We start from the raw sequence: 26,877 nt of genomic DNA on the forward strand, positions 1-26,877 counted from the left end.
TAGAACTTTGAATCGCCTGCGGAAACTTTGTTCCTAACCTGCGCAGGCTCTGGGAGGAAGACATGAAGCAAGGAACCCGGACCCGGGGGAAAACGTCGCGTCGCCAATTCCTGAGCGGCGCTGCCATGGCGGGCGCAGCGGCAGTCGCGGCGCCGAGCGTCGTCAAGGCGCAAGGGCCGACCAACATGCGCTGGCAAAGCACCTGGCCATCGAAGGATATCTTTCACGAATTCGCGCTCGACTTCGCCAAGAAGGTGAACGATATGACGGGCGGCGACCTCAAGATCGAGGTGCTGCCGGCGGGCGCAGTCGTGCCGGCCTTCGGTCTGCTCGATGCGGTGTCTCAAGGGACGCTCGACGGCGGCCACGGCGTCGTCGCCTACCACTACGGCAAGCAGTCGGCGCTGGCGCTCTGGGGCTCGGGGCCTGGCTTCGCCATGGACGCCAACATGCTGCTCGCCTGGCACAAATACGGCGGCGGCAAGGATCTGCTTGCCAAGCTCTATGAATCGATCGGCGCCAATGTCGTTTCGTTCCTCTACGGGCCGATGCCGACACAGCCGCTCGGCTGGTTCAAGAAGCCGGTTGCCAAGGCCGAGGACATCCAGGGCCTCAAATTCCGTACGGTCGGCATTTCGATCGACGTCTTCACCGGGCTCGGCGCGGCCGTCAACGCCTTGCCGGGCGGCGAGATCGTCGCCGCACTCGATCGCGGGCTGCTCGACGCGGCGGAGTTCAACAATGCCTCGTCCGACCGGGTGCTCGGTTTCCCGGACGTATCGAAGATCTGCATGCTGCAGAGCTATCACCAGAATGCCGAGCAGTTCGAGATCCTGTTCCACAAGGCGCGATACGACCAGTTGCCGGAGCAGATGAAGGCGATCATCTCCAACGCGGCGGAGGCCGCCTCCCAGGACATGCATTGGAAGGCGATCGACCGCTACTCGCGGGACTATGTGGCGATGCAGACCTCCGACCAGGTAAAGTTCTACAAGACGCCGGAAGCGATCCTCAAGAGACAGCTGGAGGTCTACGACGAGGTGGTGAAGAAGAAGGCGGCGGAAAACCCGCTGTTCAAGGAGGTCATCCAGTCCCAGATCGCCTTTGCCGAGCGTGCGACTCGTTGGGAACAGGATACCGTCGTCGGCCGGCGGCTGGCGTTCGACCACTATTTCGGAAAGGACGGAGTGGCGAAGTCGCTCTGACATTCTCACCTTTCACGCGCCACCGGGCCGATGCCGGTGGCGCGTGATCGGAGCATGAGGCATTCTGGGGGGGCGCGTGGACGTTCAGCGTTTTCTGATCAGGATCGACGAGATCAGCGTTTGGGTCGGCAAGGCCGCCGCATGGCTGATCATCGGGCTGATGATGCTCGTCTGCGTGGAGGTGTTCAAGCGCTACCTCCTGAACGCGCCGACCGCCTGGATCTTCGACGCCAGCAACATGCTGTACGGCACGCTGTTCATGCTGGCCGGCGCCTATGCGCTGGCGCAGAACGCCCACGTGCGCGGTGATTTCGTCTATAGCTCGCTCAGGCCCCGCACACAGGCCGGGCTCGATCTGCTGCTATATGTCTTGTTCTTCCTGCCGGGCATCGCCGCCCTCATCTATGCCGGCTACGCCTATGCAGCGTTGTCCTGGCGGATCGGCGAACACTCGACCGTTACGGCGGAAGGGCCGCCGATCTACTACTTCAAAACCGTTATTCCGATCGCCGGCGTGCTCGTGATGCTGCAGGGGCTCGCGGAGATCGGCCGCTGTGTCGTCTGTCTCAGAACGGGGGAGTGGCCACAGCGGCTTAAGGACGTCGAGGAGCTTGACGTCGTTGCCGAACAGCTTGCGCATAGTGAACACATCGACGCTGCAACGCGTGAAGCGGCCATCGAGCGCGCCCAGGAGATCGAAAGGGCGGCGCGGCAGCGCGGCATGGGGGGAGAGGCTGAACCGTGAGCGACCCTTTTCTCGGGCTGACAATGCTGTGTCTTATCGTGGTCGTCATCATGATGGGTTTCCCGACGGCCTTTACGCTGATGGGACTCGGCATGCTGTTCGGTTTCTACGCCTTCTACAACCCGACCGAGCACTGGATCGACAATCGCGTCTTCGACCTGATGGTCCAGCGCACCTACGGCGCCATGACCAACGACGTGCTGATCTCCATCCCGCTCTTCGTGCTGATGGGCTACGTGATGGAGCGCGGCGCGCTCGTCGACAAGATGTTCTACAGCGTCCAGCTCTCCTTCCGGCGCGTGCCGGCATCGCTTGCGGTGACGACGCTTATCATCTGCACCTTCTGGGGCATCGCGAGCGGTCTGGTCGGCGCGGTGGTGGTGCTGATGGGGGTGATCGCCATGAACCCCATGTTGCGCGCCGGCTACGACGTGAAGCTCGCCTCCGGTGTCATCACCGCGGGCGGCACGCTCGGCATCCTGATTCCGCCCTCGGTGATGATCATCGTCTATGCGGCGGTCGCCGGGCAATCGGTCGTCAAACTCTATGCCGCGACGATGTTCCCGGGCTTCTTCCTGGCTTTTCTCTATCTTGCCTATGTTCTTGGCTGGGCGGCGCTCAACCCGAAGATTGCGCCGGCCCTGCCTGAGGAACAGACGCGGGTTCCGGTACCCGGCTGGATGAGGCGCTTCGAGGCGCTCTATTCGCGCAACATGTTGGTCGGGCTTCTTGCCGCCCTGGTCTCGCCGCGGCGGGCACTGGCGATCGAGATGGAGGAAGGGCGGCTTACTTATTGGAAGCTCATTAAGAACGCGGGCGCGGCGTTCGTCCCCTTTCTGTTGACGGCGTGCACGCTGGCGCTCGTTTGGTGGTATGTGGTCATCCATCCTGAGGGGGCTGAAGCCGAAGCGCCCGAGGGTCTGGAGGAACTCGGAGCACCTTCGGCAGATGCCGGGCCGACGGCCGTCGACGGCCCGGCTACGAGCTTTTACCTGTGGTTCGGGCTGGCGGCGGTGGCCATGCTGATCCTGCTCGTCCGCTATTACCGCAACATGACTGCGGAGCGGCTCCAGGTCGTGAAGCTTCTGGCTTCCTCGGTCATGCCGCTCGCCATCCTCACCATCCTCGTGCTTGCCGTCATCCTCTTCGGCATCACAACCGCGACGGAATCCGCCGCGGTCGGGTCGGCGGGGGCGTTTTTGCTCGCGTTGCAGGCCGGAACGCTCAACTGGAAGCGAACCAAGGAAGCGGTGTTCCTGACGGCGAAGACAACGGCGATGGTCTGCTGGCTCTTCGTCGGCTCGGCGCTCTTTTCTGCCGTCTTCGCGATCCTCGGTGGCCAGGCGCTGGTCGAGCAATGGGTGCTTGCCCTCGATCTCACGCCGCTGCAGTTCATGATCCTGTCGCAGGCGATCATCTTCGTCCTGGGCTGGCCGCTCGAATGGACGGAAATCATCATCATCTTCGTACCGATCTTCCTGCCGATGCTCAGGCACTTCGACATCGATCCGATCGTCTGGGGCGTTCTCGTCTTCGTCAACCTCCAGGCGGCCTTCCTGTCGCCGCCGGTCGCGATGTCCGCCTACTATCTCAAGGGCGTTTCCCCGCCGCACGTCACGCTGAAGCAGATTTTCGCGGGCATGATGCCCTACATGCTGATCGTCATCCTCTGCATGGTCATCATGTATATCTGGCCTGGCATGACGCTGTGGCTGCCGAACTATCTCTATGATTAGAGCGAATTGCGTCGAACCGTTGCAGCTCTCCGGAGAGAAAGAAAGGGCCCGCTGTCAGCAAGCAGGCCCTTCAAGACAGCGGTGAAATGTCCCACCTATGGCGCAGTCATCTTGGCGGTAATGTCGCGCCCGCCCTGGAATGTCTTGGGCTATACCGATCAGCACGTTTCCCCGAGAGCCGCCCGCGAACTCAACCGGTTCCCTTCTCCAATCAGAGCTCGCTTTCGCAGCGAGCTCTGATCTAAATTGATACTGAAATCAATTCGCTGATTTGCAGGCGTATCTTCGCCACATCCGCGGCTTCGGTCCAGTAACTTTTCAGGGCGAATTGTAACGATGCACGATCGATTCTTGCGCAACCCGACGTTTTATTCCCGAAGCGGTCAGGCCACCAACATCCCGACCTGATGGAGGCGGCGGCGAGAGCGTCAGCGGGAGATCGGCGTCCTTTGGACCGTGACGCCATTCCTCAGAAGCGATGTTCGAGGCCGACGGCCAGGAAGTAGCTCTGCGTGGGGTCCGTTCCAAGCTTGCTTGACCGATAAATCGGCACATCGGCGAGGAAACTGGTGCCGGCCTCGAACTTCAACGCGAGGCTTTCATGCGACGAAAAGATCATGGCAGCGCTCAAATCGGCAAGGAAGGTGCCACCACTTCGCCGTTGCCCGGTGGAGGATAAGGTGATGTCGGCCTCCGGGAAAATTGCGGTAGTGCGATTGTCAAGGCGCGCCTTGTAATGCGCAATACCTGCACTGAAATTGATCCGAAGCCAGACGTTTTCAGAAACCGGTGTCTCTGCGCTGAAACCGGAGACGACGCCGTAATAGTCGGCGGAGAGCCTCACCGTCTCATGGTAGCCGATTGCCGGAATTGCGGCTCCCGACACAATGCTCTCATCGATGTCGACTTCCGTGCGATAGACGGTGTCCTGCCTTGTCGATCGATACGTCGGGCCCAGCCTCGGCGTGATCGTCCAGCCATTTGCAAGATCGAGGGATGCTCCGAGCCAGAGCGTCTGATCGAAATGGCTCGCCTGTTGCTCGACCGTCGATTTTATCACAGTTCCGTCGAGGTCGCCGAGGGCTTGAAAGAATAGGCCGCGGTCGTCCACGAAGGCGGCGTAAGCCGCGGCCGATGGTGTATTGCCGCTGGTGACCAAGGCCAGGAAAGCGGCACCCGATTGCGTGCCGCTGATGGCATGTTGTGTGACGACATTGCCGTCTCCCGCGGGCGAGTGGGCGAAGGCCATGATTCCGGCATCGTCGCCCAAGGTATCCGTGAAATGGATCGTGCCGGCGGCGGTCGCACCCATCAGGTCGGAAGCCGTCGCCAGGGAGATGTTGCCACCGGCTGGTTCGCCGGCGACGAAGTCGAAGCTGCTGCCGGTCGGCTGCACGACCTTCCGGGAGGAGCCACTTGCATGCGAAATCGTTCCGTCCCATTCGAGGAAGAATCGACCAATCCCAGGATATTCGAGCGGCAGCCTGAACGAGAGATTCGTTCTGGTGCCAACAAGATCGGGGGGCTCAAAACCCCTCGGTTGCGCGCCGGGAAAGGTGACGTTCGAGAACAGGTCCGGCGTGTCGACGTCTTCCCACCTGGCACCAAAGTCCCAGGAGAAAGTCGGGGCGTCTGCTGAACTCAACATCGTCTTGATCGGCTCGTCGGCCCTCACGTTGGTTGACTGCTGCCAACAGACGACCATCGCCAAAACACCGGCGAAGTGGCTCGGCAATCGAGCAAGAAAAGCGGTGATGTTGCCGTGCGGCCCGTCGGTCGAGGGATGCCGCCCCACATCGTCGGCGTTCAGAACGTTTTCCCCTTATCCACTGATACTCAGTACTGCTCAGTCGTGCCGCTTGGATGGCGCGCGGTTGGCGGATCCATCTTGAGGCGAACAAGGCGTTCATCGGCAGTATTTCAGCAATTGGTAAAAAAAGAGTGGCGCGACTGCACGCCTTCGGTCTTCGAAGCACGTCGCCGCCGACGAACCGGCATCGGCAAACATAATCCAGATTGCAGATTTCGAAGTTTGTTAATCTTGAAGTTGGACCAATTTCCGTGGCTCAATGGTATAATTCTACTAAGGGCACGAACGTTGGAGCATATGGTTCTGATATGAAACGCATAGTGTCCGCCTGAAACGTATCCATCTTCTAGCTAGATGTTAATGAGTACTAAACAGAGTAATTCTGCGACGGTTTCCTTGCGCCATGATGGCGTCCAAGGGAGACAGGTCATGCTCAAGACACTCGCAATATCCGCACTTCTCGCATTCTCGACCGTTTCTTCGGCCTATGCCGGCAATAACGTATCCGTCACCAGCCAGAAGGGCTTCGGCAACATGTCTGCAACCGGCCAGTCGGGCTGGGGCAACTTCTCCGGCACAGGACAAGTCGGCAAGGGTAACCACTCCGTGTCTGTCCAGGATGGCAAAGGAAATGTTTCCGGAACGGCGCAGTTCGGGAAGCACAACAAGGCGATCACCTTGCAGAGGGGCAAATACAACGCGTCCGGCACGTTCCAGTTCGGCGTGTACAACAAATCGCTGACCCAGCAGGACGGCGAAGGAAATCTCTCTATCACGGTGCAGGACTGATCGATTTCGATGCACCGGCCGCCACCGCATGTTCCTTAAATCAACCGGTTAAGGAAAGCATGCAGCAATTTCAAAGTGCTACAGCGCCTTTGCGCGTCTGATAAGACGCGCCGCGCTGTAGTGGCGGCCGGTCTTCTGTTCTTGAAAAACAATCTGCCGGAGACGAGACCATGATCAGCCTGGACGCAGTTGCTTATGCTCCGATAGAATGTGTCATCGAGCATTCCAAAACCCACACTCTGACCTCCTTGGTCGCGACATTGCATAGCGATTGGAGCGAAAGGGGCACCTATCACTTCAAGGTCACGACGGAATCGTCCACGAATGTACAAGCCGGCGCGTTCGCGAGCGAGCAGGCCGGACGGCAGGAGCTTTCGACAATCCTGGTCAGCACCGCACCTGATGTGTGGACCGCTCGCTTGTCCGTCTATCGCGCCGATGGGACGTTGCTGTGCGAAAGTTCGGTTCCGTGACGCGCGATGCTCAAGGATGGACGTACGGAACGCTCGCTGTCACTTCGTGAAAAACGACAGGACGGCGAGCGAACTCAGGAGCTGCGCCTGTCGACGAATGCCGAGTCGCCCCATCGCCGATGCGAGCTGATTGTGCACGGTATTCTTGGAAACGCCCCGGCGTTTCGCGATGTCGGACGGCGCATCGCCGTTGGCAAGGGAATGCACCAACGCAGCTTCGGTTGGCGTGAGCCCGAACACTGTCTTGATATCGTCGGGGGTCAACAAGGTGTTTCGGCTCAATTCCCGGATCGTCAGAAGAAAACTCGGCTCATTGCTGGAGAAGACGTTGCCGAATCGATAGGTGTCGCTGCCAAACGACAAGAAATCGACGCTGACAATCCAGCTCACGCCCGTTCGCTTGCTCTTCGCCCAGCGCAGGTGGTGATCGTGCTTGTTGACGCGCGCCTGTTCGATCAGATCCTCGACCTCCGTCTGGAGCTCCTCGTCCTGGAATTCAAGCACCTCATCCCTGAAGTCGATGAACGAACCTGGGGCATCGACGAACCGACCAAACCGACGATTGGCAAATTTCACGCGAAGATCAGCGGTGACGATGGCCGACGACGTGGCACAGCTTCTCAGAGCCCGTTCCGTGCGGGTCGACTTTTCCCGTTCGTTAACCATCGCCTTCTGCAAGGCGAACGCCGTCTGGAAATGGGGGAGAACCTTCATCAGCGTTTCGGCGGCTATCGCCAGGTGGTTGTCGGCTGCGTGCGGGAAGAAACAGGCGACGACAATTCGCCGGCTTCCTTCCTTCGACACGAGCAGAATGAGAATCTTGCCATCCTCGCCAAAGCAGCGGCGCAACGCGGATGACCACGGCGCGCTGTTCGCCAGGTTTACTGGCAATGTCGCAATAGCTCCCAAGCCCATCGCGAGCGTGGCCTCGTCAAGCGCCGAAAGCGTATCCACGTCCAGCAGAGCCGACCTCTGCACCCCCTTGACCGCGAGGCTGATTTTCCTGTTGTCCGGCCCCTCGAAGCCGAGGATAGCGCCCGATTCCGCCCGCGCGAGTTTCGTCAGATCTGCGACAATTCGGTCCCAAGCGGAGGGTAATAACACCGTCTCGTAAATCGCTTGAATGAGGCTGAGCAATAACTTGTCTTGGTACGCATCTGACATCGTCCAGTACTCCGGTTACAAAACGCCCCTTTCAATGTCGACACACGCAATAGAAACTTTGTTCACAATTTGTTCGAGATGAATCGGTGATGTAGCAATTGGCCGCTAATAGAAAAAATCTCTGCTCTCGCAGGGCGTTAAAGAAGATACAGAATGTCCCTCTTGCGGAACGCGAATATGGCAGCCTACAGACGTTACTCTGGGCTCGGTACAGCAAATATTTATCTTATCACTTCGATCAATCCCCAGAGTTCTTCCCCCTCTCAAGGATGATCTAGCTCGAAAGATACATGTATTTTAGCAATTCCTCCAGAATAATCTTGAAATTTCGGAGGAGGAGTTGCCTTGCAGTGCACCAATTCGGCGACGCGGCAGCGCGGGGGCTTCCTGGACTGCCACTGGTTTCAGGCATTTAGCACATGCTGCACTGCAGTGCGATCGGATGCGCGATGGAGGACTTTTTGCCCGTACCAAGGCTGATTATTGGAGACCCGCCCGTTGCAATACTTCTATGATGCGCTGACGCGGAGCTGATGCCATTCGCCCGATCAGATTGTCGAGACTGGCGATCGACAGGTTCGGCATCAGCGCTTTTGCCTCGGCCACGGCTGCCCGTGCCTCGTCGGTCCGACCGCTCTCGATGAGTGCTGCGGCGAGCCCAAGGCGCGACCAGCTTTCGCGCGCCTGACGACCGATCGCCGCTCGGGCTGCGGCCTCCCCACCGGTCGTGTCGCCCATCAGAAAAAGACAGACCGAACGAACAGTCATGAACATGCTGAGAAGGGGATCCCGCGGACTGAACCGGATGGCGCGATCGATGTGGGGAAGCGCCTCGGCCGGCTGCCCCGACCAGATATGCACCTGCGCCACCGCGTAATGAGCGTGGGCGTAGCTCGGGTTAAGCTCTGTCGCGATGCGAAGGTGGTCATGCGCAAGGCCAAGTTCGCCCCGGCAGGTGAGAAGCCTCCCCAGCATGACGTGCGGGTAGGGGTGGGCGCCATCGAGGGCTACGGCGTAACGGGCATGCACGAGGCCGGACTCAAGTGTGGCGGGGATGTCGTCCGACATCTGCCAGACAACGCGAACGACCGCTGCCTGCGCCAAGCCGGCATGTCCGAGAGCAAACCGCGGATTGAGCTCTGTCGCGCGCCTGAAGTAGTGCTCCGCCGCCTCGATTTGATCCATGGAGAAATTGTAGACATGCCAGAGGCCGCGATGGAAAAGTTCCCACGCGTCCATGGTCTCGGGCAGTTTGCGTAGAGCCAGCTCGCGCTCGGACGAACGCACTTCTGCGTCGACGGCCGTGATGATGAGGCCGACGATTTCATCCTGAACCGCGAATAGCTCTGCGAGTTTGCGTGCATAGCGTTCGGCCCAAACAGTCCGGTGGGTAGCGGTGTCGATGAGCTGGACGCCGAGGCTCAGATCATCTCCTCGCCGCCTAAGATTTCCGGTAAGCACATAACGAACGTCAAGAGCTTGGGCGGCGTGCTCCGCAAGCCGCGGGCCGGCGCCGAAGGCGAAGGTCGATTGGCGGGCAATGACGAGGAAATCCTTGTGGCGCGAAAGCTCGGTGATCAGATCCTCGGCGAGCCCTTCCGCGAGGAACGACTGATCGGCATCCTCCGCCGGACGAAGAAAGGGCAGGACAGCGATGGAAATGCGGAAATCGGTATTCGCACCGCGTGCTGCCTCGTGCTGGATGGGGGAGGGTGCGAGCTCCAGGCGTCTGGCTTCCCGCGCGGGCGTTGCGTCCAACGACAGCTCATGGGCCAGGGCGACGGTCTGCGGCGAGGGCGCGGTTCCGAGCTCGTCGGCAAGCAGTTGGCGACAGGTCTGGAATTGCGCTGCGGCAAGCGAACGCTCCCCTTGGCGTGCATAGAGGCGCATCAGCAATCGATGACTCTTTTCTCGAAACGGGTCGAGCGCGACTAGTTGCTGGGCGAGCGCTACGGCTGCAGCTTCGTCGCCGTGCTCGGCAAGCTGTTCCGTAGTTCTGGAAAGCAATGCTTCCGATAGATTGCGGCATCGCGTGCGTTCAAACTCGAGCCATTCCGTCAGCTCCTCCCCCGAGACCGTCAAGCCTTCCAGAAGCTCCGCGGCCAAGCGTCGCGCCGTCTCGGCGTCCGCGATGGCCGGAGTTCGGCCCAGGAGCGACTTGAGTTCATCGACGTCGGTAGAAACGAAATTCGGGTCGAGCATGACCGCCTCGCGGTTGGCGATCAGAACGCGGTCGCCCAGGACGGCACGGATCGCCGCCAGCGCATTGCGCAGGCTTGCCCGCGCCTGCTCGGCGCCCCGGTCCTCCCAGAAAAGCGCGCACAGCTTGGAGCGAGCCTGATACTGGCCCGCCGACAAAGCCAGATAGGCGGCGAGAAGCCGAATCTTGGCGGTCGGCAGGATCAGCGCCTCACCGGTGGCGGAGCGCACAGCGAATCCTCCCAGCAGATTGAACTCTATCTGCAACCCACGGAAGTTCTCTGAAAACCGCGGTATCTCGTTCATTTCACGCTCTTTTCACGAATGGCTGTTGTTCAATTTTCAATTGGGATGCGCACCGGTGCGACAAGCGGCATCGGAGCGCGACGCCCTCGGCGCCAAGCGATGAAATATGCACGCGGCAGCACGGAGCAGGTTTCGGAAGGAACGTTGTGAACAGCCATTGTCGCGTCAGAGTAAAGCACAACGTGCATCACAAACGGTAAAGAAACTCAAGTCTTTCAGCATGATCCGCTCACTCCATAGGCGGTATTTTCGAGGATTGAAGTAAATTCATTGCCTATCGCCGGCTGTATCCAGGGGAACACCGCGACGGTTTTTTCTGAACAATATGGCGGACATGGACGTAAGGCGTCCGATTCGAAGAGAAAGATTAGGGATGATCAAAATCCGCTAGCCAAGCACATTCCAACCGCATGCCGCCATGTCCCAGCTGCGGCAGCAATTTCAAAGAGTTCAATTCGCTTCGACGCCGGACGCTGCCGGCGAACGGAGTTTCTATGTCAGCAATCCTCAGGAGATACTAATGGCAACAAATATAATGGGCACGGACGGGGCCGATACGCTGAACGGCAATTTCGGCGCTGACCAGATTATCGGCCTCGGAGGCAATGATACTCTCAGCGGCTCGTTCCAGGGCGATTTTATCTTGGGCGATACGGGCAAGGACACGCTGAACGGCAATAGCGGCAATGATTTTCTCGACGGCGGCGGCGAAAGCGATATTGTCAACGGCGGCTCCGGTCAGGACATGATTATGGCCGACGTTCCGTCTTCCGGAGTCGGTGATATTGTCGATGGCGGTTCGGGCACCGATCGACTCACGGTCGATTATTCCGACCTTGCCGCTGGCGTGAACATCGCGATCAAGGACTGGATCGCGCCCCAGACGCTGATCGGCAACATCAAGACCACCAATGTCGAAGCTTTCAGCATTACCGGGACCGACTTCGCCGATACGATCACCGGCGGCAACTACAGCGACATGTTCACCGGCGGTGCCGGCGACGACAAGCTGACCGGTGGCCGCGGCGCCGACCTCCTGATGGGAGGGCTCGGCAAGGACACTCTCAAGGGTGGCTATGGCACGGATTTCCTCAACGGCGATGACGGTGACGATATTCTCACTGGCGACCAGGGAATGGACTTCCTTTCCGGAGACGGCGGCAATGACAACGTTCGTGGCGGCACGGGCGATGACACCGTTTCCGGAGGTTTGGGCATCGACAGCCTGTTCGGCGATGATGGTAACGACGCACTCGATGGCGGCGCCGGCGACGACAAGGTCGAGGGCGGGGCAGGGAACGACACGATCACCTACCGCTATGGCGACGGTAAGGACACGATCACCGACGCCAGCGGCAACGACCGTCTCGTGCTGACGAACTTTACCGGCAATTTCACCGCGAAAGCAGCGAATGTTGTCAATACGATTGCCGGCGGAACGACCTTCATCGGCATGGAAAATTACACCATCACCGCGGCGGGAAGTGGCGCCAACACGATCACCACCAGCACCGGTGCCGATTTCATCGACAGCGCGGCAGGCGACGACATCGTCAATGCCGGTGCCGGCGACGATCATGTCAGGAGCGGTCTCGGCAAGGACAGCGTTGTTGCCGGCGACGGCAGCGACCGGGTGGAATTGGGCGATGGCGGGGCAGACAAGGCCGATGGCGGCCTCGGTACCGACCACGTGACTGTCGATCGTCGCTCGGCGACGGCGGACCTGACCTTCTCCGCGACAGGCGCCAGCGCCGCTCTTTCCGAGGAGACTTCGCTCAAGAATTTCGAGCGCTACCAGGTGCAATTCGGTTCCGGCAATGACGTCGTGAAGTCGGTCGGCGCCGCTCAAAGCGTCAACTTCGCCGGCTATGCCGGCAACGACACGCTGATCGGCACCAACGGATCCGACGTGCTCGACGGCGGCACTGGCAACGACAATCTGTCTGCCGGCGCCGGCAACGACCGCCTTATCGACTTTGGTGGCACCAATGTCATCAAGGCCGGCGACGGCAACGACACGGTCACTGTCGGTGACAGCAGCGGCGTGGCCGCGCACAACACGGTTGATCTCGGCACCGGCAACGACTCTTTCGAGCGGAGCGCATCGACCGGCAAGCTGACGGTGGATGGCGGAACGGGTACGGATTACGCGTCGATTGATTTCTCCAAGTACTCCGCCGGGATCACCTTCAAATTGTCGCCCTCGGTCACCGTCAGCAATGCTCCGGTCACCGTCAAGAACATCGAGCGCGTGAAACTCGTCGGCGGCAGCGGCAACGACATCTTCGCCGGCGGCGCGTTGAATGACGCACTGCACGGCGGCAGCGGCCACGACAGCCTGACCGGCGGTGCCGGCGACGACGTGCTCGCCGGCAATCTCGGCAACGATACGCTGACCGGCGGCCTCGGCAACGACACGCTTTCTGGCGACGGCGTCGGTTTTTATGGCGGCCGCGACAAGATCTCCGGCGAGGACGGCAACGACCGCGCCTATGCCGGGATCGGCGACATGGCCGATGGTGGTGCCGGCACCGACACGCTCGATCTCGATGCGAGCAACCAGACGAAGGACATTACCTTCAGCTTCGCGACCGGCAGCGCCACCGTCGACGCGACCACGTCTTTCAAGGCATTCGAGGTGCTGAACTATCTCGGCAGCGCCGGCAAGGACACCGTCACCGGCGGTAAGCTCAATGACCGGCTGGAGGGCAATGGCGGCAACGACACGCTTCGTGGCGGCGACGGCAACGACGTGCTGCGCGACGGCGCCGGCAGTGACAGTCTGTTCGGCGATGCCGGCAACGATACGCTGACCCGCACCGTGTTCAGCGGTACGGATGCGTTCGACGGCGGCGCCGGCACCGACACGTTGTCCTTCGCGGACGCCAGCGACATCTCGGTTGTGCTCGATCTTCAGAACCAGGCTTCGAACAGGGGCATGGCACAGGGGCTGACGGTCAAGAATTTCGAGATCATCAACGGCAGCGCAAATGACGATGTCATCCGCGGCGATGCTCTCGCGAATACCCTCAATGGCGGCGGAGCCGACGACGTTCTCGACGGTCGCGGTGGGGCGGACCGGCTGAACGGCGGCGCCGGCGACGACTGGCTGACCGGCGGTACGGGCAACGACCTCTTCGTCTTCGACCGCGCCGGCCGCGACGGCGAGGGCGACGTCATCACCGACTTCACTCGCGGCCAGGACAAGCTGCTGATCGATCGCAGCGACTACGGCATTGCCGCCGCCGACGCGACGGTCACGCTCGTCGTCGGCGCCGATCCGGTGGCGACGAGCAGCAAGGGCACCTTCCTGTTCGAATCCGATAACGGCCGGTTGTGGTTCGATGCCGATGGCAAGGGCACCGAGGCGGACCTGGAACTGGTGGCGATCCTCAAGGGCGTCACGACGCTGTCGACCAGCGATTTCTCGCTGTTCTGATAGGCTTCGTTAAAACCATTCTGATTGCGAAATGGGGCGGGGCGGCAGCATCCCGCCCCGTCATTCACCAGGATATGCGGAGCTTTACAGGGGAGGCGATGGTGCTCGCTCTCTCGTCTTCCAATGCTCTTGTCCAAGAGATTGGGCATTCGGCGACAGGGGCGTTCAGTGCTATTCTCAAGGCTGAAGCCGCAATCCTTCGCAGAGCGCAGGGTGCGGTCAGTCCGGGGAGGAACGAATGGAAACCCCTATTGCACTGCATCCATCGCTCGACAACGGCCTGACCAAGGGCGATCCGGGCTTCAGCGACGGAACGCTGGTCTGCGCCTGCACGGACCGGCCGGTCAAAGTCAGGATCTCCGGCGGCATCGCGCATAATCACGCCTGCGGCTGCACGAAATGCTGGAAACCGGCCGACGCAACTTTCTCCATCGTGGCGGTCACCTCTCAGCAGAATGTCAGCGTGGTTGAAAACGGCGACAAGCTGGAGATCGTCGATCCGACGGCGCTGATCCGGCGGCATCGGTGCCGCGAATGCGGCGTGCACCTGTATGGACCGATCGAGCGGGAACACGCCTTCCAGGGGCTCGCCTTCATTCATCCGGAACGCTTCCAGGAGCGCGGATGGCCGGAACCCACTTTCGCGGCCTTCGTCTCCTCGATCATCGAGGCGGGCGTCGATCCATCGAGGATGAATTCGGTGCGCAATCATCTAAGGCAGCTCGGCCTTGAGCCCTATGACTGCCTGTCGCCCGATCTCATGGACTTCATTGCCGCCTGGACTGCGAAGAAGAGTGGCGTTCTGAAGCAATAGCGCGCCCTTTTTGCATGCGGCCACGCGCGCGCTGCGGGTGGCTCGCCAAATGTACACGCGCGCAAAATCTCGGTACTTCGCGACGAAGGCGCACCATTTTTGGGCCGATCCAGGCGGATCGGCGTAGAAATGAGCGCCTCGCGCACGTTGGGCGCGATCCCTGCCACAATTTCGCTGCACCTCACCGGCAAAGTCCTCATCGCTGACCAACGGCTGGCAGGGGAATTCCATATCTCGCAAAGCGACCGCCATCAGGTTGGGGTACGGCCATTTGCAGTTCGTGGGCCGGCTGCAACGTCGGGCCTGGAAACCGACATCGGGTTCCAGCGACAGGAGACGTGCAGCCTCAAAGCGCTAGAGAGTCTTTCGTACGTCGTAGCGTAGGCGTGGTGCAGTTTGCATGGTTGCCGGAGCGGAGCGCTCTCGGGCGAAGCCATGCGAAGGTTCGATCTTGCGGTGACTTGGGCTCGCCGGGCCCGCAGACACGCCTCGATAAAGGACGCTCTAGCCCTTTGATTCCGGAGCATTTCATCTGCGTTCGGGACGCTCTTCCGGACGCGGGCGGTGCTATGCGCGCGCATAAATTTGCGCGTCTGTGGAGGGTGAACTTGCTGCGATGGACGGAGGCGCAGAGCGGGCGCAAGCCGGCATGAGGCCGGTCCGCGCACAAAGGAGACCCAACACATGAAGGTTGTGGCGTTTCTGACTGCGGCATTTGTCGCGCTTACATCACCGGAGACCGCATCGGCAGGCATGCTGGCGCAGGCCCAGCAATATGCGGGACTGCACGAGGTCAAGCACAACAAACGGCTGCGCGCCGCCCTCGGCATCAATCCGGCACGCACGCCCTGGTGCGGACACTTCATGGGCATGATCGCCCGAAAAGCCGGTCGGCAACCGCCGCAGAGCTATAGCTTTGCGCGGTCCTGGCTCAGATTCGGCGCGCCGATCAAGCTCTCTTATGCACGCCCGGGCGACGTGATCGTCGTCAGAGCCGGCCGGAGCTATCACGTCGGCATCCTGTCCGCGCTGTCGAAATCGACCGCGCGGGTGATCGGCGGCAACCAATCCGGAAGGGTGCAACTGTCCTATTTCAGCCGCGGCCAAGTGGTCGCCGTCAGGCGATAGACCGGAGAAGGGCTGCCGCTCTGATCGACATCGGGCTGGAAAGGGCGGGTCGCGCTTTACACCTTTGCTCGTCCCGCACTAATCTCCGCGGCATTTCCAATTGCGGATTGCCCGATGTCGCTTCGCCTCGCCACTTTCAATATCGAGAACCTCCTGAGCCGCTTCGATTTTTCCGGTTTCCGCAATCAGCTCAAGCAGGACCGGGTGCTGAGGCTTTTCGATGTGCGCAGCGAAGCGGAATATCAGCGGCTGGAAGAGACGCGCACGATCGCGCATACGGACGACACGCGGCAGATGTCGGCGCTCGCCATCGCCGACTGCGACGCCGATATCCTCTGCCTGCAGGAGGCCGACAACATGGCAGCCTTGCAGGCTTTCGAATATGGCTATCTCTTCCGCATGGTCGGCAACGGCTACCGGCAGAAGTATCTGATCGAAGGCAACGACTCGCGCGGCATCGACGTGGCGGTGCTGATGCGAGAGGAAACGCGCGACGGGCAGCAGATCGAATGCCTGGAGGTCAAGACCCATGCGGCGCTGACCTATGAGGATCTCGATCTCTTCAACGACGAACTGGCGCTGACCAGCCGCCCGCGCGATCGCATCTTCAAGCGCGACTGCCTGGAAGTGGATTTGCGGATCGGTGGCCGACCGCTGACGCTCTATGTGGTGCATTTCAAATCGATGGGGCCGGCACGCGACGGCCTCGACGGCCGCCAGGCGACGATGGCCATGCGCACCGCAGAGGCGAGGGCGGTGCGCCATGTCATCGAAAGCCGGTTCGGCCGCGGCCATACGGCGGACAAGATATTCGCCATTTGTGGTGACATGAACGATTATCAGGAGAAGGTGGTTATCCTCGGCGATCGTCGCAACGGCTACGAATTCGTGCCGCACGCGGAAGAGATGAGCGCGCTCGATATTCTCAGCCATGACGGCTTTGTCGAGAACCCCATGTCGAGGCGGCCGGTACTTGATCGCTGGACGCTGTTCCACAGCCGCGGTCCGGAGGAACGGCACCTCTGCCAGCTCGACTACATCTGGTTGTCACCGGCGCTGGCGCGGCGCAACGCCAGCCGCGTTCCGGAGATCGTCCGCGCCGGCCAGCCCTTCCGAACGATCTTTCCCGCGGGGCAGGAGGTGGAGCGTTATCCGCGCACCGGCTGGGACAGACCTAAGGCCTCCGACCATTGCCCCGTCGTCATGGCGCTGGACATCTGACCATGGCCTTTCTTGAAAGCAACCGGCCAGCCTGGCCGGCGGAAGGCACGATCTTCCCGGTCTCGGAGATCGACATAGAGGTTTCGGCCGAGCCGCATCCGTTCCACCTTGCCGAGGCGGAGCGGGCGCGAGAAAGCTGGCAGCGCGAGATCGCCGCCAATCCGCATCTCTTCGATGGCAGGATGGTGCTGCAGCGGTCGGTCCGTATCGCCGAAGGACGCATCGTCGCGCGGGCGCATATCGTTCCCTACTCGACTTTCCTGTGGTGGCGAAAAACGCGCGAGTCGGGCGCCTACCATATCTTCGGCATGCCCATGCTGCTTTCCTCGGACGGTGCCTTGATCGCCATCCGCATGGGCCCGCACACGGCCAATGCCGGCCGTGTCTACAGCCCCGGCGGCTCGCTGGAGCCGGAAGACGTCGTTGACGGGCGTTGCGATGTTGCCGGCAATATCGCTCGCGAGGTCAAGGAAGAGACCGGCATCTCACTTTCCGAGGCGATCGCCGAGCCGCGCTGGCACGCCATTCACATGGACGGCACCGTCACCGTTTTTCGCGTTTTCCGGCTGGCCGCCACAGCAGACGAGGTCATCGCGCGGGTGGCGGCGCATGTCGCCGCCGATCCGCATCCGGAGATCGACGAGGCGCTGGCGATCCGTGGCCCGGAACCGACGGCGCACAACTATCCGGGGTTCATCCCGCCGATCCTCAAATGGCTTTTTGCGCGGTGATTCCTCAACGGAGCGATTAGAATTCGGTCTATGGGTCCGGCGCGACTTCTCTGCCGAGGCGACGGGTCGGGGTGAAGGTAGTCATGCTCTGTCACGCTGGCCGAGCCGGGAACTGATTGGAATCAGCCCGGCAATCGTCAATAAGGAAAAGACGGCGCCGGCGATGAAGGTTGCCTGCGGCCCGGCGATGTCCCAGAGCGCGCCGGCGATTACGCTTGCCAGCAGCAGGGCGATGCCGGTTACCAGGTTGAACATGCCGAAGGCGGTGCCACGCAGTTCCGCCGGCGCCGTTTCGGCAATCAAGGTCGCCAGCAAACCTTGAGTAAAGCCCATATGCAGCCCCCAAAGCGCCACGCCGATGCCGAGCGCAGCGATGCCTGTCGCGAAGGCGAGGACAAGGTCCGCCAAGACCAGGAGGGCAAGGCCGAGCACGAGCAGGGTCGAGCGGTTGACGCGGTCGGAGAGCGCACCGGCGGGATAGGCCGAGAGCGAGTAGGCGAGGCTCATGATCACGAGAACGACCGGCGCCAGCGCTGGGGACAGGCCGATCGACTGGGCGCGCAGAATGAGGAAGGCTTCGCTGAAGCGGGCCAGCGTGAAGACCGCGGCGACGGCCACGACCCACCAATAGGCCGATCCGAGCCTGCCGAGTTCATCACGACGCAGCGGCATGCGCACCCGGCGCAATTCCTTCGGCCGCTCTGGCTCCTTGACCCCAACGAGAAGCACGCCAACGGAGACAAAGGCGGGGATCGCCGCAAACCAGAACACCGCCTGGAATTGATCGGCCGTCAGCCACATGAGGCCGATGGCGAGGAGCGGCCCGACGAAAGCGCCGATCGTATCGAGCGACTGGCGCAGGCCGAAGCTGGCGCCGCGCAGGTGTGGCGGAGCGAGGTCGGCGACGAGAGCGTCGCGCGGCGCGCCGCGGATGCCCTTGCCGACACGGTCGATGAAGCGAGCCGCCACCAGCCATTCGAGGGAGGTGGCGAGCGGAAAGATCGGCTTGGTCATCGCCGCGAGGCCATAGCCGAGGACGGCGAGGAACTTGCGCTTGCCGAGCCAGTCGCTGAGCGCGCCTGAGAAAACCTTGGTGATCGAGGCCGTCGCTTCGGCAATGCCCTCGATCAGACCGACGGCGAGCGTGGATGTCCCGAGCGCGGTGACCATGTAGAGGGGCAACAGCGCGTGGATCATTTCCGAGGAGATATCCATGAACATCGACACGAAGCCGAGAGCCCAAACCCCGGCCGGAATGCCTCTGCGTGACATCGCGTCGCTTGTCATGGTGCCTCAGCAGCCTCCTATTCCGCCAAGCCATCGGACTACGCCACTCCTCGCGTTCACGCGTAGTGAGGCCGGACGGCAGTTCCTCATAGCCATTGTTCTGGAGGGCGCATAGGCTATGCCTATGACTCAAGCAAACCCTGATGCTCTCGAGGTAATGATTTCCGATCGCCTCGACGTCGCGCTGGACGGCCCTTTCTCAAGCGCTGCAGCCTTGTCCTCGATGTTTGCATTTCAAACGCGGGCTGGCCACCTCACGACTTGCGGAGCGCCTCGATTTACCGGCAAGAGGAGCAGTTGTGCGGCCGATTGCCATTGAGGCGTGATGGGCCAAAAAGCCGCCGCAAGTCGCGTTACATCGTCAGTTCAGGTCAATCAGAAGATGTTTTTTGCCTTGCCGCCCGGGCGAGGTCGTTGCAAGCTTCGCGCCGGACCGGATCTCGGATGACGGGGCATGGGGAAACACGCGCCTCACGAAGGGGAGATGCATGGGACGACGCTACGCGATCTACGACGTCTTCACCGAGAAGCCTCTCGAGGGCAATCCGCTTGCCGTCGTGTACGATGCCGAAGACCTGAGCGAGGCGGCCATGCAGGCGATCGCCCAGGAATTCAACCTTTCGGAGACGGTCTTCATTCAGCGATCGGGGAATGCCACCCAATTGGTGCGCCTGAGGATCTTCACGCCTTTGCACGAACTGCCCTTTGCCGGCCATCCGACCGTCGGCGCGGCGGTCGCGATCGCGGAAGCGCTCTACGGCGACACTGAGAAACCGCTCGATCTCATGCAGGTGCTGGAACAGAAGGTGGGGCCGGTGCGCACGGCGGTGCGGCTGCGGCCCGGGAGGGCGACCTTCGCCGAATTCGACCTGCCCCGCAAGCCGAGCCGACTGGATGCGCGTTTCGACAGGCAGGCGATTGCCGATGCGCTTAGCCTCAAGGCGACGCAGATCGGTTTCGAGAACCATGTCATATCCTTCTGGAGTGCTGGCGTTCCCTTTGTCATGGTGCCCTTGCACGACATCGGTGCGGTCGCGGCCGTGGAGTTCGACCCACAGCGCTGGGAGCAACTTGCGCCGCTGGCGGAAGGCCGCCTTGCCGCCGCCTATCTCTACTGTCGCGGCGGCATCAACCACACGGCCCGCTTTCATGCCCGCATGTTTGCGCCGGAGATGGGAATCACCGAAGACCCGGCAACCGGCGCGGCGGTGGCGGCGCTTTCCGGCGCGATTCACCTGTTCGACGAGCTTGTCGATGGGCATCACCCGATCTTGGTGGAGCAGGGGGTGGAGATGGGCCGGCCCTCCTTCATCCACCTGCATCTCGACATTACCGGCGGCAAGATCGCTACCGCTCGTATCGGTGGTCATGCGGTGAAGATTGCCGAGGGGGAATTGGCGGTCTAGGTGGAGCGGGGCATCGATGGTTACCGGCGGGGCTCCTCGTTCAGCGGACCCGTTCATCTTTGCGCGGCTCAACCCTCGGCGCCATGCGCAGCAAACGAGGCGGCTCACTCGGTCGCCGCTTGACCGGAGGCGGCGCGAAATTTTTCCTAACAAATTTGCAGAGGGTGCTGGACAAGCCAGGCGAAGGCCATTATACGCCCCACCAGACCGCTGCGACGCGGTCCTGGACGGGTGATTAGCTCAGTTGGTAGAGCAGCTGACTCTTAATCAGCGGGTCCACGGTTCGAGCCCGTGATCACCCACCAAAGCCTCTTGAAATCATCGCGCAATTTCCATGTTATCCGGGATTTCCGGATTAATAGTTTCCACGTTCCGTTCTTGTTCCTAAAAGCGGCCGGCTCAATCTCGCTCCAGCGTGATTCCGTGAGCTTCATCACGTCCTTCGCGAGGCTTCTCAAAGCCACCTCCCAGTGCTGCACGATCTGCGCAGACATGTTGCAGATCGTCTTCAAGCCCTTCCGGGAAACCGGATCGTCTTCCACGGTCTGCGGAAGAATGCGGTGATCAATTTTCTGGAGATTGGCTGCACCGAAAATCAGGTGGGAGCGTTGTAGCCCCCTTAAGGCCGCACTGGTTGCACGTCAGAACCATGTGCGGGAGCGTGAACTCGGCGATCCTTTTCGGCATGCGGGAATCCTCCTCGACTCGAGGCTTAATGGGTTCCGCATGTCATGGATGAGCGCCCGCACAGCGCCGGGGTGCTGATATGTTTTCATGCGCCGGAAAGTCAATCCAGCGTTCTCTGTTTGTGGCAGGGCTGCCACAATTTTGGTGTACAGTTAGTTTCGTCAGGGGCCTTGATTAAAGGGTCCCGCGTAGAAGGGACGTCGCGCTTTTCGCCCCCAGTGAGGGAGGGTCGCGTCATGAATCCTTTCAGTGTTCACTCGTACCAGGATCCTGTCGGGCCGGATGATCTCTGCCTGCTTCAGAAAATCTTCGACTGCGAGTTGGAGTTACGAAAGCTCCGGGTCGACAGCGAAGAGGCGGAAATGCTCGCGCAAAGGCTGATTGATCTGTTCCAGTCGGGCGTGAGACGAGAGGATGCCCTGCGGGGGATGCTCACATTAGGCAGTCGGTAACAGGTGCACTTTTCATGTGTTAATGGCGCATGGCCAAGTCACCCTCGAAAAAATCACCTGATGCACCTCCGCCGACCCCATGCCGGTGCGCGTCGATCCTTGCATCAATGCTCGTCGACCTGCCGCCGAAGGGGCCGGGATGGGCCTTCGAGTTAAATGGAGTATCGGCTCGCCGTGCACATCGAGCCTGGCCGGGTGTGGATACTCACGCGCGGCGGCTACGACTGGACCGATCGCTTCGCCTCGATCGCAACAGAGGCACAGCAGCTTGCCCAACTTTGGCTGTTCTAGATTGCACCGCTATTCGGTGCAGCAATTGCCGGGATCGTCTGGAAGAGCCTCGGCGAGGAGATTTAGACCGGTAGCAGGGGCGCCAAAGCGGCGCTCTAAAAAAGCCGATATTTCTCCCTAGCTCACCCAATGGCTGGGAAGTTGCAGGACGAATCTGACGGAGCACTATGCGCGGTTATTTACTTTTGACCGAGGCGAGAAGCGGCTCGAATTGGCTTGGCTCGCTTATCAACAATTCGGGAGATATGGGGCGGTCAAGCGAATGGCTGTCGCCGAAAATCCATCGCCTCGACACCAGCTCGTTGTCGTGGGAGGAATTTTTCGAGGAAATCATCAGAAAGAGTTCTACCGGAAATGGAAATTTTGGGCTGAAGATATTCCCCAGCCATCTTTTCATCACGCGCGAAACCTATGGAATGGACTTCATTCAATATTGTCTTTCCGTTCATGATATCGGGCTCGTCTTCCTGCGTCGTGAAGACACGCTGCGCCAAGCAATTTCCTTCGCCAGGGCAAGACAAACGCGCAGTTTCGCTGCTCACATCGAAAATCGGACTGAGCCACGATACGATTTTGAAGAGATTGCGAGATGCTTTTTCTATATTCGCGACAGCTATAGTTTCTGGCGGAGCTATCTGGAACTCACGGGTGCGAAGTCCGCAGAGTTCGTCTACGAGGACTTGGTGCCGAACCCTTCTGCGTTTATCGCTTGCATTGCCGAACACCTGAGGGTGCCTCTGCCGGGCAATATCCAGACCTCGATGGCGGTTCAGCGCGACGACTTGACAGACGAATGGGTGACGCGCTTTCACGAGGATTGCAGATCCGCACACTTGTTGGACGCTTATGATCGCCGCGAACACATACCCGGAAAGATCAAGAACTTCTTCAAGCTGGCGACCCGGAGGCTTGAGCCGCGATATCCCTTCGCGTTCTGATGGGACAAGTTCGAGATCGCGGGCAGCGCGCCACTTACGCTCCTACCCCTGTGGAGTTGAATTGTCGGGGCGATATGGATAAACGCTCGTACCGTGGCGGCCGACTGGAGCGGATTTTGGGCGATCTTGATTATCCTTTTCGTCATTCTGGGACCGAGCGGAACCAAAGGAGTCTTCTGGACCGGTTGCTGACCCGCTATGAGACCTACAAGCTCACGGCTCGGGTGCGCAAAAGAAAGCGCTCGATTGAGATCGTTTGCCTCCGCGAAGATGGGTATCGACCTCTCACCAAGGCTGATATTCCGCTCGTTTTCAATACGCATAACGACCTGAAGTTGATGCCGTCCTTCCTGGCGCATTACAGGAAGCTTGGCGTGTCGCGTTTCATCTGCGTCGATGACGTTTCATCCGACGGGACGCGCGAATACCTGCTCTCGCAAGCGGACGTCGATGTGTGGAGATCACCCCTGCGTTACCGCGATGCGCGCCGTGGTCGCGAGTGGCGCGAAGCTTTGTTCGATCGTTACGGGGGAGATAGATGGTATCTCAACGTCGATTCGGACGAATTTCTGGTCTATCAGGATTCTGAGCATCAGCGCCTCGACAAGCTCATCCGGGTACTCGAACGGCGGGGCGAAAAGCGTCTCGCCGCTCCCATGATCGACATGTACCCGATCGCGCCGCTCGGCTCAGCCGCCCTCGGCCCCGATGATCATCGCATGCCTTGGGAAATCGCCGACCATTTCGACGGCAGTGGGTATGAACTTACCTACACGAAGCGGGCGATAAGTATCACGGGCGGGCCGCGGAAGCGCAAGTTTGCGCATGTGCTGGAACTTATCAAATATCCGCTGATCTTCTGGGACAGGAATTGTAGTCTCAGCGTCAGCATTCACCAGCCGCTGCCGTGCGAGAGAAACTTCCTGGAGATTTCCGGGGTGCTCCTGCACTTCAAATTCTTTTCAGACTACCGTGAGAAGATCGAGCAGGCGGTAAGCGACGGGCAGTATTTCGACGGGGCGGCCATATACCGCAAGATGTTGAACGACCTGGAGAAAACCGGCGAATTCGATTTTGCTTACGAGCATTCCGTGCGGTTTTGCGGATCAAGGCAATTGCTTGACCTCGGTTTCATCGCGCCCATCCCCTTCGCACTTGAGCAAAACGGGGCGCGGGAAGCAACGAAGCAGAGATGACGCAGCGATTGGCAGGCGAGATGATGGTGAGGAAGATGATGCGAAGACCCTCGAGCAGAGCCTGCAATGCATGTGCGGACTACAGCGCCGTGCGTCTTCTCAGACGCACAAAGGTCGTTGCAGCACTTTGAATTGCTGCATGTTTTTATCCTTAAATCGGCTACGACTTAAGGAAACATGCAGTAGGACCTCAGGGAATTCGAGCGACATTCTGGGAGTGCTTTGGGGTTGCACGCTGCGGCCCCTTATAATTCGGTCCAAACCCTTAAACTCCAGCGACATAAACTCTATATGCCCCTTGCGTGGCCGCGCGCGGGCGGCAGGATTAAAAACGGGAAGAGATGGAAATGCACGGTTTTGGACGGGTTCTGTCGATAATGGCGGTTGGCCTTGTGGTCATGTTGACGGTGGTTGATGCTGCCGAAGCACGGCGGGCGGGCGGCGGCTTCGGCTCGCGTGGCAGCCGGACCTTTTCTACGGCGCCTGTAACGCGCACGGCGCCGACCCCGGCCGCGCCGATCGAGCGGACCATGACGCCACGGCAGAATGCACCGAACGCGACCAACCCGACGACGCAGAACCGGACGGCAAACCGTCCCGGCTTCTTCAACAGTTTCGGCGGGTCGATGCTGGGCGGCCTGCTCATGGGCGGACTGTTCGGCATGCTGCTCGGCCACGGTTTTGGAGGTGGCATCGGTTTTCTTGGTTTGCTGCTGCAGCTTGGCCTGATCTTCCTGGTCGTTTCCTTGGCGATGCGGTTCTTTGGCCGCGGCCAACGCCCTGCCTATTCGACGCCATCTCCGTCGGCGCAGTCTTCCGCATCCGCAACCGCGCCTGCATCCTTCCGCATGCCGCGGATCGGTGAGGGGCTCGGCGCGAGCGCCGCCGCTGCCTCAGCAACAGCGTCTGCGGCCGCCGGGGGTGGACGGACGGACGAGATCGGAATCGAGCAACGCGACCGCGACCGGTTTGAAGCGATGTTGAAAGAGTTGCAGGGAGCCTATGCGGCCGAAGATTACGCGGCCTTGCGGCGGCTGACGACCCCGGAGGCCATGTCCTATCTCGCCGAAGAGCTCGGCGAAAACGCGACGAAGGGCGTCAGGAACGACGTCCGCGACGTTCACCTTGTCCAAGGCGATGTCGCCGAGGCCTGGAACGAGAGCGGCACCGATTACGCAACGGTCGCAATGCGCTACGAAAGCATCGACGTGATGCTCGACCGCGCGACCGGCCGAGTGGTCAGTGGCGATGCCGAACGTCCGACCGAAGCCGTGGAATTGTGGACCTTTGTGCGCAAGGCAGGCGGCGACTGGCAGGTCTCCGCGATACAGGCGGTTGAGGAATAGGGAAGCGGCAAAGGCCGGACGGTGCTGCCAACCCGTCGAGACGCTGGCTTGTCATATTTTCCTTCGTAGGAAGACAGCGCTCGGCGGAGAAGATATTCGAAGCGACCGCCGGCTTTCGTCCCGGCGCGTTGGATAATAAAATGGACATTCCTCTCGGGGGCGGACTGACATGGCCTTGTGGGCACCAACATTGGCCGAGCACGGAGCGGCTTTAAGCAAGGGCTTTAAACGGCGCGCCATGGCTGTATGTCTTGTCGCTATCGCCTCGAGCTTTGCCTGCAGCGCGGCAGCGGCGGATTGCAAGAGCTTGCCGGGACCGGGGGCGGACTGGCGGGAGTGCAACAAGAGGCAATTGATGCTCGGTGGGAGCGATCTGAAAGGCAGCCATCTGGTCGATACGGATTTTGCCTCCACGGACCTGAGTGGTGCCGAGCTTACTGCGGCAAATCTGGAGAAGGCCACGTTGGTGCGCGCCTCGCTCGCCGGCGCCAAGGCTGACAAAGCGAACTTCTCCAGGGTCGAGGCCTATCGTGGCGACTTCTCCGGTATTTCCGCCGAGGGTGCGTTATTCGTCAGTTCCGAGCTGCAGCGCGCCGATTTCACCGGCGCGCGGCTGACGGGGGCCGACTTCGAAAAGGCCGAACTCGGCCGCGCCAATTTCGGCAAGGCCGTTTTGACTGGAACGCGTTTTTCCGTGGCCAATCTCTCGCGCGCCAACTTGAGCGGCGCCCTTTTCGAAGGGCCACTCGACTTCGACCGGGCCTTCCTGTTCCTGACGAGGATCGAGGGGCTGGACCTTTCGGCTGCGAAGGGTCTTACTCAGGACCAAGTCGATCTCGCTTGCGGCGATGCTGCAACGAAACTTCCCGCTGGCCTTACGGCGCCGTCCAAATGGCCGTGCCCTCCCGATGACGACTGAGTGGCACAGGCTCCCGCGAAAGAGTGCGGGTACAGGTGTTACACCGACGCATGTTTCTTGAAATCGAATCAATTCGACGACAACCGCAATTCCTTGTAGGGATCAGTTGATCCGTTTGCCGAAGGAACACTCTGGAAACAGGCAGAATACCGGCTTCTGCCGTAGAGCGACGGCCGATTTCGCATCGGAAGCCAACCATCGCCGCACAGCGTCCTCGGGGTTTTCGCCGCTGACCACATCGATCGATCGCCCCATGAGATCGAGGCGGCGGCCGGAATAACCGGCATCGTCGGGATGCTTGCCGAAACGTGACGGACCGAGGTCGGTGCACCATCGTTTCCGATGCGGAAACGGCTTTGCAGGACCGGCCTCGAAGAACGCCCAAACGTCGACGTCCTTTATGCCGTTTTTTCCATTGAGATAGTGGAGCGCGCTCCCTTGGGCGAGGGCCAGCAGGAGCAGACGCTTGCGATAAAGGCCGGCCACTGGTGCGCGATCAAAAACAGCGCGAAGGCTGCGCATAGCGACAGAGGCGATCATTCGAAGGTCCCCCGGGCCCAGAGGTTCGTAAGATCTTTCCGAGACTGCGCCGGTC

21 protein-coding genes and 1 tRNA gene are annotated in these 26,877 nt (G+C 60.6%); 17 read left to right on the top strand and 5 right to left on the bottom strand.

Annotated elements, in window-relative coordinates:
* The first annotated feature begins 62 nt into the window (after positions 1–62).
* The 3 genes from CO676_RS08575 to CO676_RS08585 all read left to right on the top strand — a co-directional run bounded on the left by CO676_RS08575 (position 63) and on the right by CO676_RS08585 (position 3,686).
* On the top strand, positions 63–1,205 hold the full coding sequence (locus CO676_RS08575) for a TRAP transporter substrate-binding protein (protein ID WP_014765029.1): 1,143 nt from the start codon (positions 63–65) through the stop codon (positions 1,203–1,205).
* Between the two features lie 76 nt (positions 1,206–1,281).
* On the top strand, positions 1,282–1,950 hold the full coding sequence (locus CO676_RS08580; RefSeq protein WP_014765028.1) for a TRAP transporter small permease subunit: 669 nt from the start codon (positions 1,282–1,284) through the stop codon (positions 1,948–1,950).
* Entirely contained in the window at positions 1,947–3,686 is a 1,740-nt protein-coding gene (locus tag CO676_RS08585; RefSeq protein WP_097520408.1) for a TRAP transporter large permease subunit, read from the top strand. The genes CO676_RS08580 and CO676_RS08585 overlap by 4 nt, the downstream gene beginning before the upstream one ends.
* A gap of 469 nt (positions 3,687–4,155) precedes the next feature.
* Here the strand turns inward: CO676_RS08585 and CO676_RS08590 are convergent, their stop codons facing one another.
* The gene (locus CO676_RS08590; RefSeq protein ID WP_179875446.1) at positions 4,156–5,391 is read right to left on the bottom strand and encodes a hypothetical protein; all 1,236 of its coding nucleotides are present in this window, start codon (positions 5,389–5,391) and stop codon (positions 4,156–4,158) included.
* Between the two features lie 534 nt (positions 5,392–5,925).
* Between CO676_RS08590 and CO676_RS08595 the strand changes: the two genes are divergently transcribed.
* Positions 5,926–6,285, top strand: a complete 360-nt coding sequence (locus CO676_RS08595) for a hypothetical protein (RefSeq protein ID WP_097520409.1) — start codon at positions 5,926–5,928, stop codon at positions 6,283–6,285.
* A gap of 170 nt (positions 6,286–6,455) precedes the next feature.
* Complete coding sequence (gene csgH, locus CO676_RS08600; protein ID WP_097520411.1) at positions 6,456–6,758, top strand: curli-like amyloid fiber formation chaperone CsgH; 303 nt, start codon at positions 6,456–6,458, stop codon at positions 6,756–6,758.
* Between the two features lie 39 nt (positions 6,759–6,797).
* Here csgH and CO676_RS08605 read toward each other — a convergent pair whose 3' ends face one another.
* Together CO676_RS08605 and CO676_RS08610 are read right to left on the bottom strand one after the other, a co-directional pair.
* On the bottom strand, positions 6,798–7,922 hold the full coding sequence (locus CO676_RS08605) for a LuxR C-terminal-related transcriptional regulator (RefSeq protein WP_014765023.1): 1,125 nt from the start codon (positions 7,920–7,922) through the stop codon (positions 6,798–6,800).
* A 480-nt stretch (positions 7,923–8,402) separates the two neighbouring features.
* Positions 8,403–10,427 carry a BTAD domain-containing putative transcriptional regulator gene (locus CO676_RS08610; RefSeq protein ID WP_097520413.1) on the bottom strand — a complete coding sequence of 675 codons (2,025 nt, stop codon included), beginning with the start codon at positions 10,425–10,427 and terminating at the stop codon, positions 8,403–8,405.
* A 520-nt stretch (positions 10,428–10,947) separates the two neighbouring features.
* Here CO676_RS08610 and CO676_RS08615 point away from each other — a divergent pair.
* The 5 genes from CO676_RS08615 (at position 10,948) to CO676_RS08640 (ending at position 17,760) form a co-directional block, all read left to right on the top strand.
* Positions 10,948–13,866: a calcium-binding protein gene (locus CO676_RS08615; RefSeq protein ID WP_179875437.1), complete on the top strand. Its 2,919-nt coding sequence runs from the start codon at positions 10,948–10,950 to the stop codon at positions 13,864–13,866.
* 238 nt (positions 13,867–14,104) lie between these two features.
* Complete coding sequence (gene gfa, locus CO676_RS08620) at positions 14,105–14,680, top strand: S-(hydroxymethyl)glutathione synthase (RefSeq protein WP_097520417.1); 576 nt, start codon at positions 14,105–14,107, stop codon at positions 14,678–14,680.
* 684 nt (positions 14,681–15,364) lie between these two features.
* Positions 15,365–15,808 carry a TIGR02594 family protein gene (locus CO676_RS08630; protein WP_014765018.1) on the top strand — a complete coding sequence of 148 codons (444 nt, stop codon included), beginning with the start codon at positions 15,365–15,367 and terminating at the stop codon, positions 15,806–15,808.
* A gap of 114 nt (positions 15,809–15,922) precedes the next feature.
* Positions 15,923–17,029 carry an endonuclease/exonuclease/phosphatase family protein gene (locus CO676_RS08635; protein ID WP_097520419.1) on the top strand — a complete coding sequence of 369 codons (1,107 nt, stop codon included), beginning with the start codon at positions 15,923–15,925 and terminating at the stop codon, positions 17,027–17,029.
* Between the two features lie 2 nt (positions 17,030–17,031).
* Positions 17,032–17,760 (top strand): NUDIX hydrolase, encoded by a 729-nt coding sequence (locus CO676_RS08640; protein ID WP_097520421.1) that lies wholly within the window; start codon positions 17,032–17,034, stop codon positions 17,758–17,760.
* A gap of 81 nt (positions 17,761–17,841) precedes the next feature.
* Here the strand turns inward: CO676_RS08640 and CO676_RS08645 are convergent, their stop codons facing one another.
* On the bottom strand, positions 17,842–19,047 hold the full coding sequence (locus CO676_RS08645) for an MFS transporter (protein WP_097520423.1): 1,206 nt from the start codon (positions 19,045–19,047) through the stop codon (positions 17,842–17,844).
* 488 nt (positions 19,048–19,535) lie between these two features.
* On the opposite strand from CO676_RS08645, the gene CO676_RS08650 reads away from it, so the two are divergent.
* The 7 genes from CO676_RS08650 (at position 19,536) to CO676_RS08695 (ending at position 26,282) form a co-directional block, all read left to right on the top strand.
* Positions 19,536–20,453, top strand: a complete 918-nt coding sequence (locus CO676_RS08650) for a PhzF family phenazine biosynthesis protein (RefSeq protein WP_097520425.1) — start codon at positions 19,536–19,538, stop codon at positions 20,451–20,453.
* A 229-nt stretch (positions 20,454–20,682) separates the two neighbouring features.
* Positions 20,683–20,758: transfer RNA gene (locus CO676_RS08655), tRNA-Lys, on the top strand.
* Between the two features lie 618 nt (positions 20,759–21,376).
* Positions 21,377–21,592: a hypothetical protein gene (locus CO676_RS35700; protein WP_097520427.1), complete on the top strand. Its 216-nt coding sequence runs from the start codon at positions 21,377–21,379 to the stop codon at positions 21,590–21,592.
* 458 nt (positions 21,593–22,050) lie between these two features.
* The gene (locus CO676_RS08680; RefSeq protein WP_097520429.1) at positions 22,051–22,821 is read left to right on the top strand and encodes a Stf0 family sulfotransferase; all 771 of its coding nucleotides are present in this window, start codon (positions 22,051–22,053) and stop codon (positions 22,819–22,821) included.
* Positions 22,822–23,006: 185 nt separating this feature from the next.
* On the top strand, positions 23,007–24,017 hold the full coding sequence (locus CO676_RS08685) for a glycosyltransferase family 2 protein (protein ID WP_179875447.1): 1,011 nt from the start codon (positions 23,007–23,009) through the stop codon (positions 24,015–24,017).
* Between the two features lie 347 nt (positions 24,018–24,364).
* A complete protein-coding gene (locus tag CO676_RS08690) occupies positions 24,365–25,363 on the top strand; it encodes a Tim44 domain-containing protein (RefSeq protein WP_097520809.1) in 999 nt (332 codons plus the stop codon).
* A gap of 238 nt (positions 25,364–25,601) precedes the next feature.
* Positions 25,602–26,282 carry a pentapeptide repeat-containing protein gene (locus tag CO676_RS08695; RefSeq protein WP_041414488.1) on the top strand — a complete coding sequence of 227 codons (681 nt, stop codon included), beginning with the start codon at positions 25,602–25,604 and terminating at the stop codon, positions 26,280–26,282.
* A 102-nt stretch (positions 26,283–26,384) separates the two neighbouring features.
* Here CO676_RS08695 and CO676_RS08700 read toward each other — a convergent pair whose 3' ends face one another.
* Positions 26,385–26,822: a hypothetical protein gene (locus tag CO676_RS08700; protein WP_223843352.1), complete on the bottom strand. Its 438-nt coding sequence runs from the start codon at positions 26,820–26,822 to the stop codon at positions 26,385–26,387.
* Positions 26,823–26,877: the final 55 nt, after the last annotated feature.

Origin of the sequence: Sinorhizobium sp. BJ1, assembly GCF_002531555.1 — a bacterium.
In the GTDB taxonomy this organism is placed as follows: domain Bacteria; phylum Pseudomonadota; class Alphaproteobacteria; order Rhizobiales; family Rhizobiaceae; genus Sinorhizobium; species Sinorhizobium fredii_B.

Coding starts and splice junctions, on each gene's coding strand:
- CO676_RS08575 (WP_014765029.1), top strand. CDS start 63: ATGAAGCAAGGAACCCGGACCCGGGGGAAAACGTCGCGTCGCCAATTC.
- CO676_RS08590 (WP_179875446.1), bottom strand. CDS start 5,391: ATGGTCGTCTGTTGGCAGCAGTCAACCAACGTGAGGGCCGACGAGCCG.
- CO676_RS08595 (WP_097520409.1), top strand. CDS start 5,926: ATGCTCAAGACACTCGCAATATCCGCACTTCTCGCATTCTCGACCGTT.
- csgH (WP_097520411.1), top strand. CDS start 6,456: ATGATCAGCCTGGACGCAGTTGCTTATGCTCCGATAGAATGTGTCATC.
- CO676_RS08605 (WP_014765023.1), bottom strand. CDS start 7,922: ATGTCAGATGCGTACCAAGACAAGTTATTGCTCAGCCTCATTCAAGCG.
- CO676_RS08610 (WP_097520413.1), bottom strand. CDS start 10,427: ATGAACGAGATACCGCGGTTTTCAGAGAACTTCCGTGGGTTGCAGATA.
- CO676_RS08615 (WP_179875437.1), top strand. CDS start 10,948: ATGGCAACAAATATAATGGGCACGGACGGGGCCGATACGCTGAACGGC.
- gfa (WP_097520417.1), top strand. CDS start 14,105: ATGGAAACCCCTATTGCACTGCATCCATCGCTCGACAACGGCCTGACC.
- CO676_RS08630 (WP_014765018.1), top strand. CDS start 15,365: ATGAAGGTTGTGGCGTTTCTGACTGCGGCATTTGTCGCGCTTACATCA.
- CO676_RS08635 (WP_097520419.1), top strand. CDS start 15,923: ATGTCGCTTCGCCTCGCCACTTTCAATATCGAGAACCTCCTGAGCCGC.
- CO676_RS08640 (WP_097520421.1), top strand. CDS start 17,032: ATGGCCTTTCTTGAAAGCAACCGGCCAGCCTGGCCGGCGGAAGGCACG.
- CO676_RS08645 (WP_097520423.1), bottom strand. CDS start 19,047: ATGACAAGCGACGCGATGTCACGCAGAGGCATTCCGGCCGGGGTTTGG.
- CO676_RS08650 (WP_097520425.1), top strand. CDS start 19,536: ATGGGACGACGCTACGCGATCTACGACGTCTTCACCGAGAAGCCTCTC.
- CO676_RS35700 (WP_097520427.1), top strand. CDS start 21,377: ATGAATCCTTTCAGTGTTCACTCGTACCAGGATCCTGTCGGGCCGGAT.
- CO676_RS08680 (WP_097520429.1), top strand. CDS start 22,051: ATGCGCGGTTATTTACTTTTGACCGAGGCGAGAAGCGGCTCGAATTGG.
- CO676_RS08690 (WP_097520809.1), top strand. CDS start 24,365: ATGCACGGTTTTGGACGGGTTCTGTCGATAATGGCGGTTGGCCTTGTG.
- CO676_RS08695 (WP_041414488.1), top strand. CDS start 25,602: ATGGCTGTATGTCTTGTCGCTATCGCCTCGAGCTTTGCCTGCAGCGCG.
- CO676_RS08700 (WP_223843352.1), bottom strand. CDS start 26,822: ATGATCGCCTCTGTCGCTATGCGCAGCCTTCGCGCTGTTTTTGATCGC.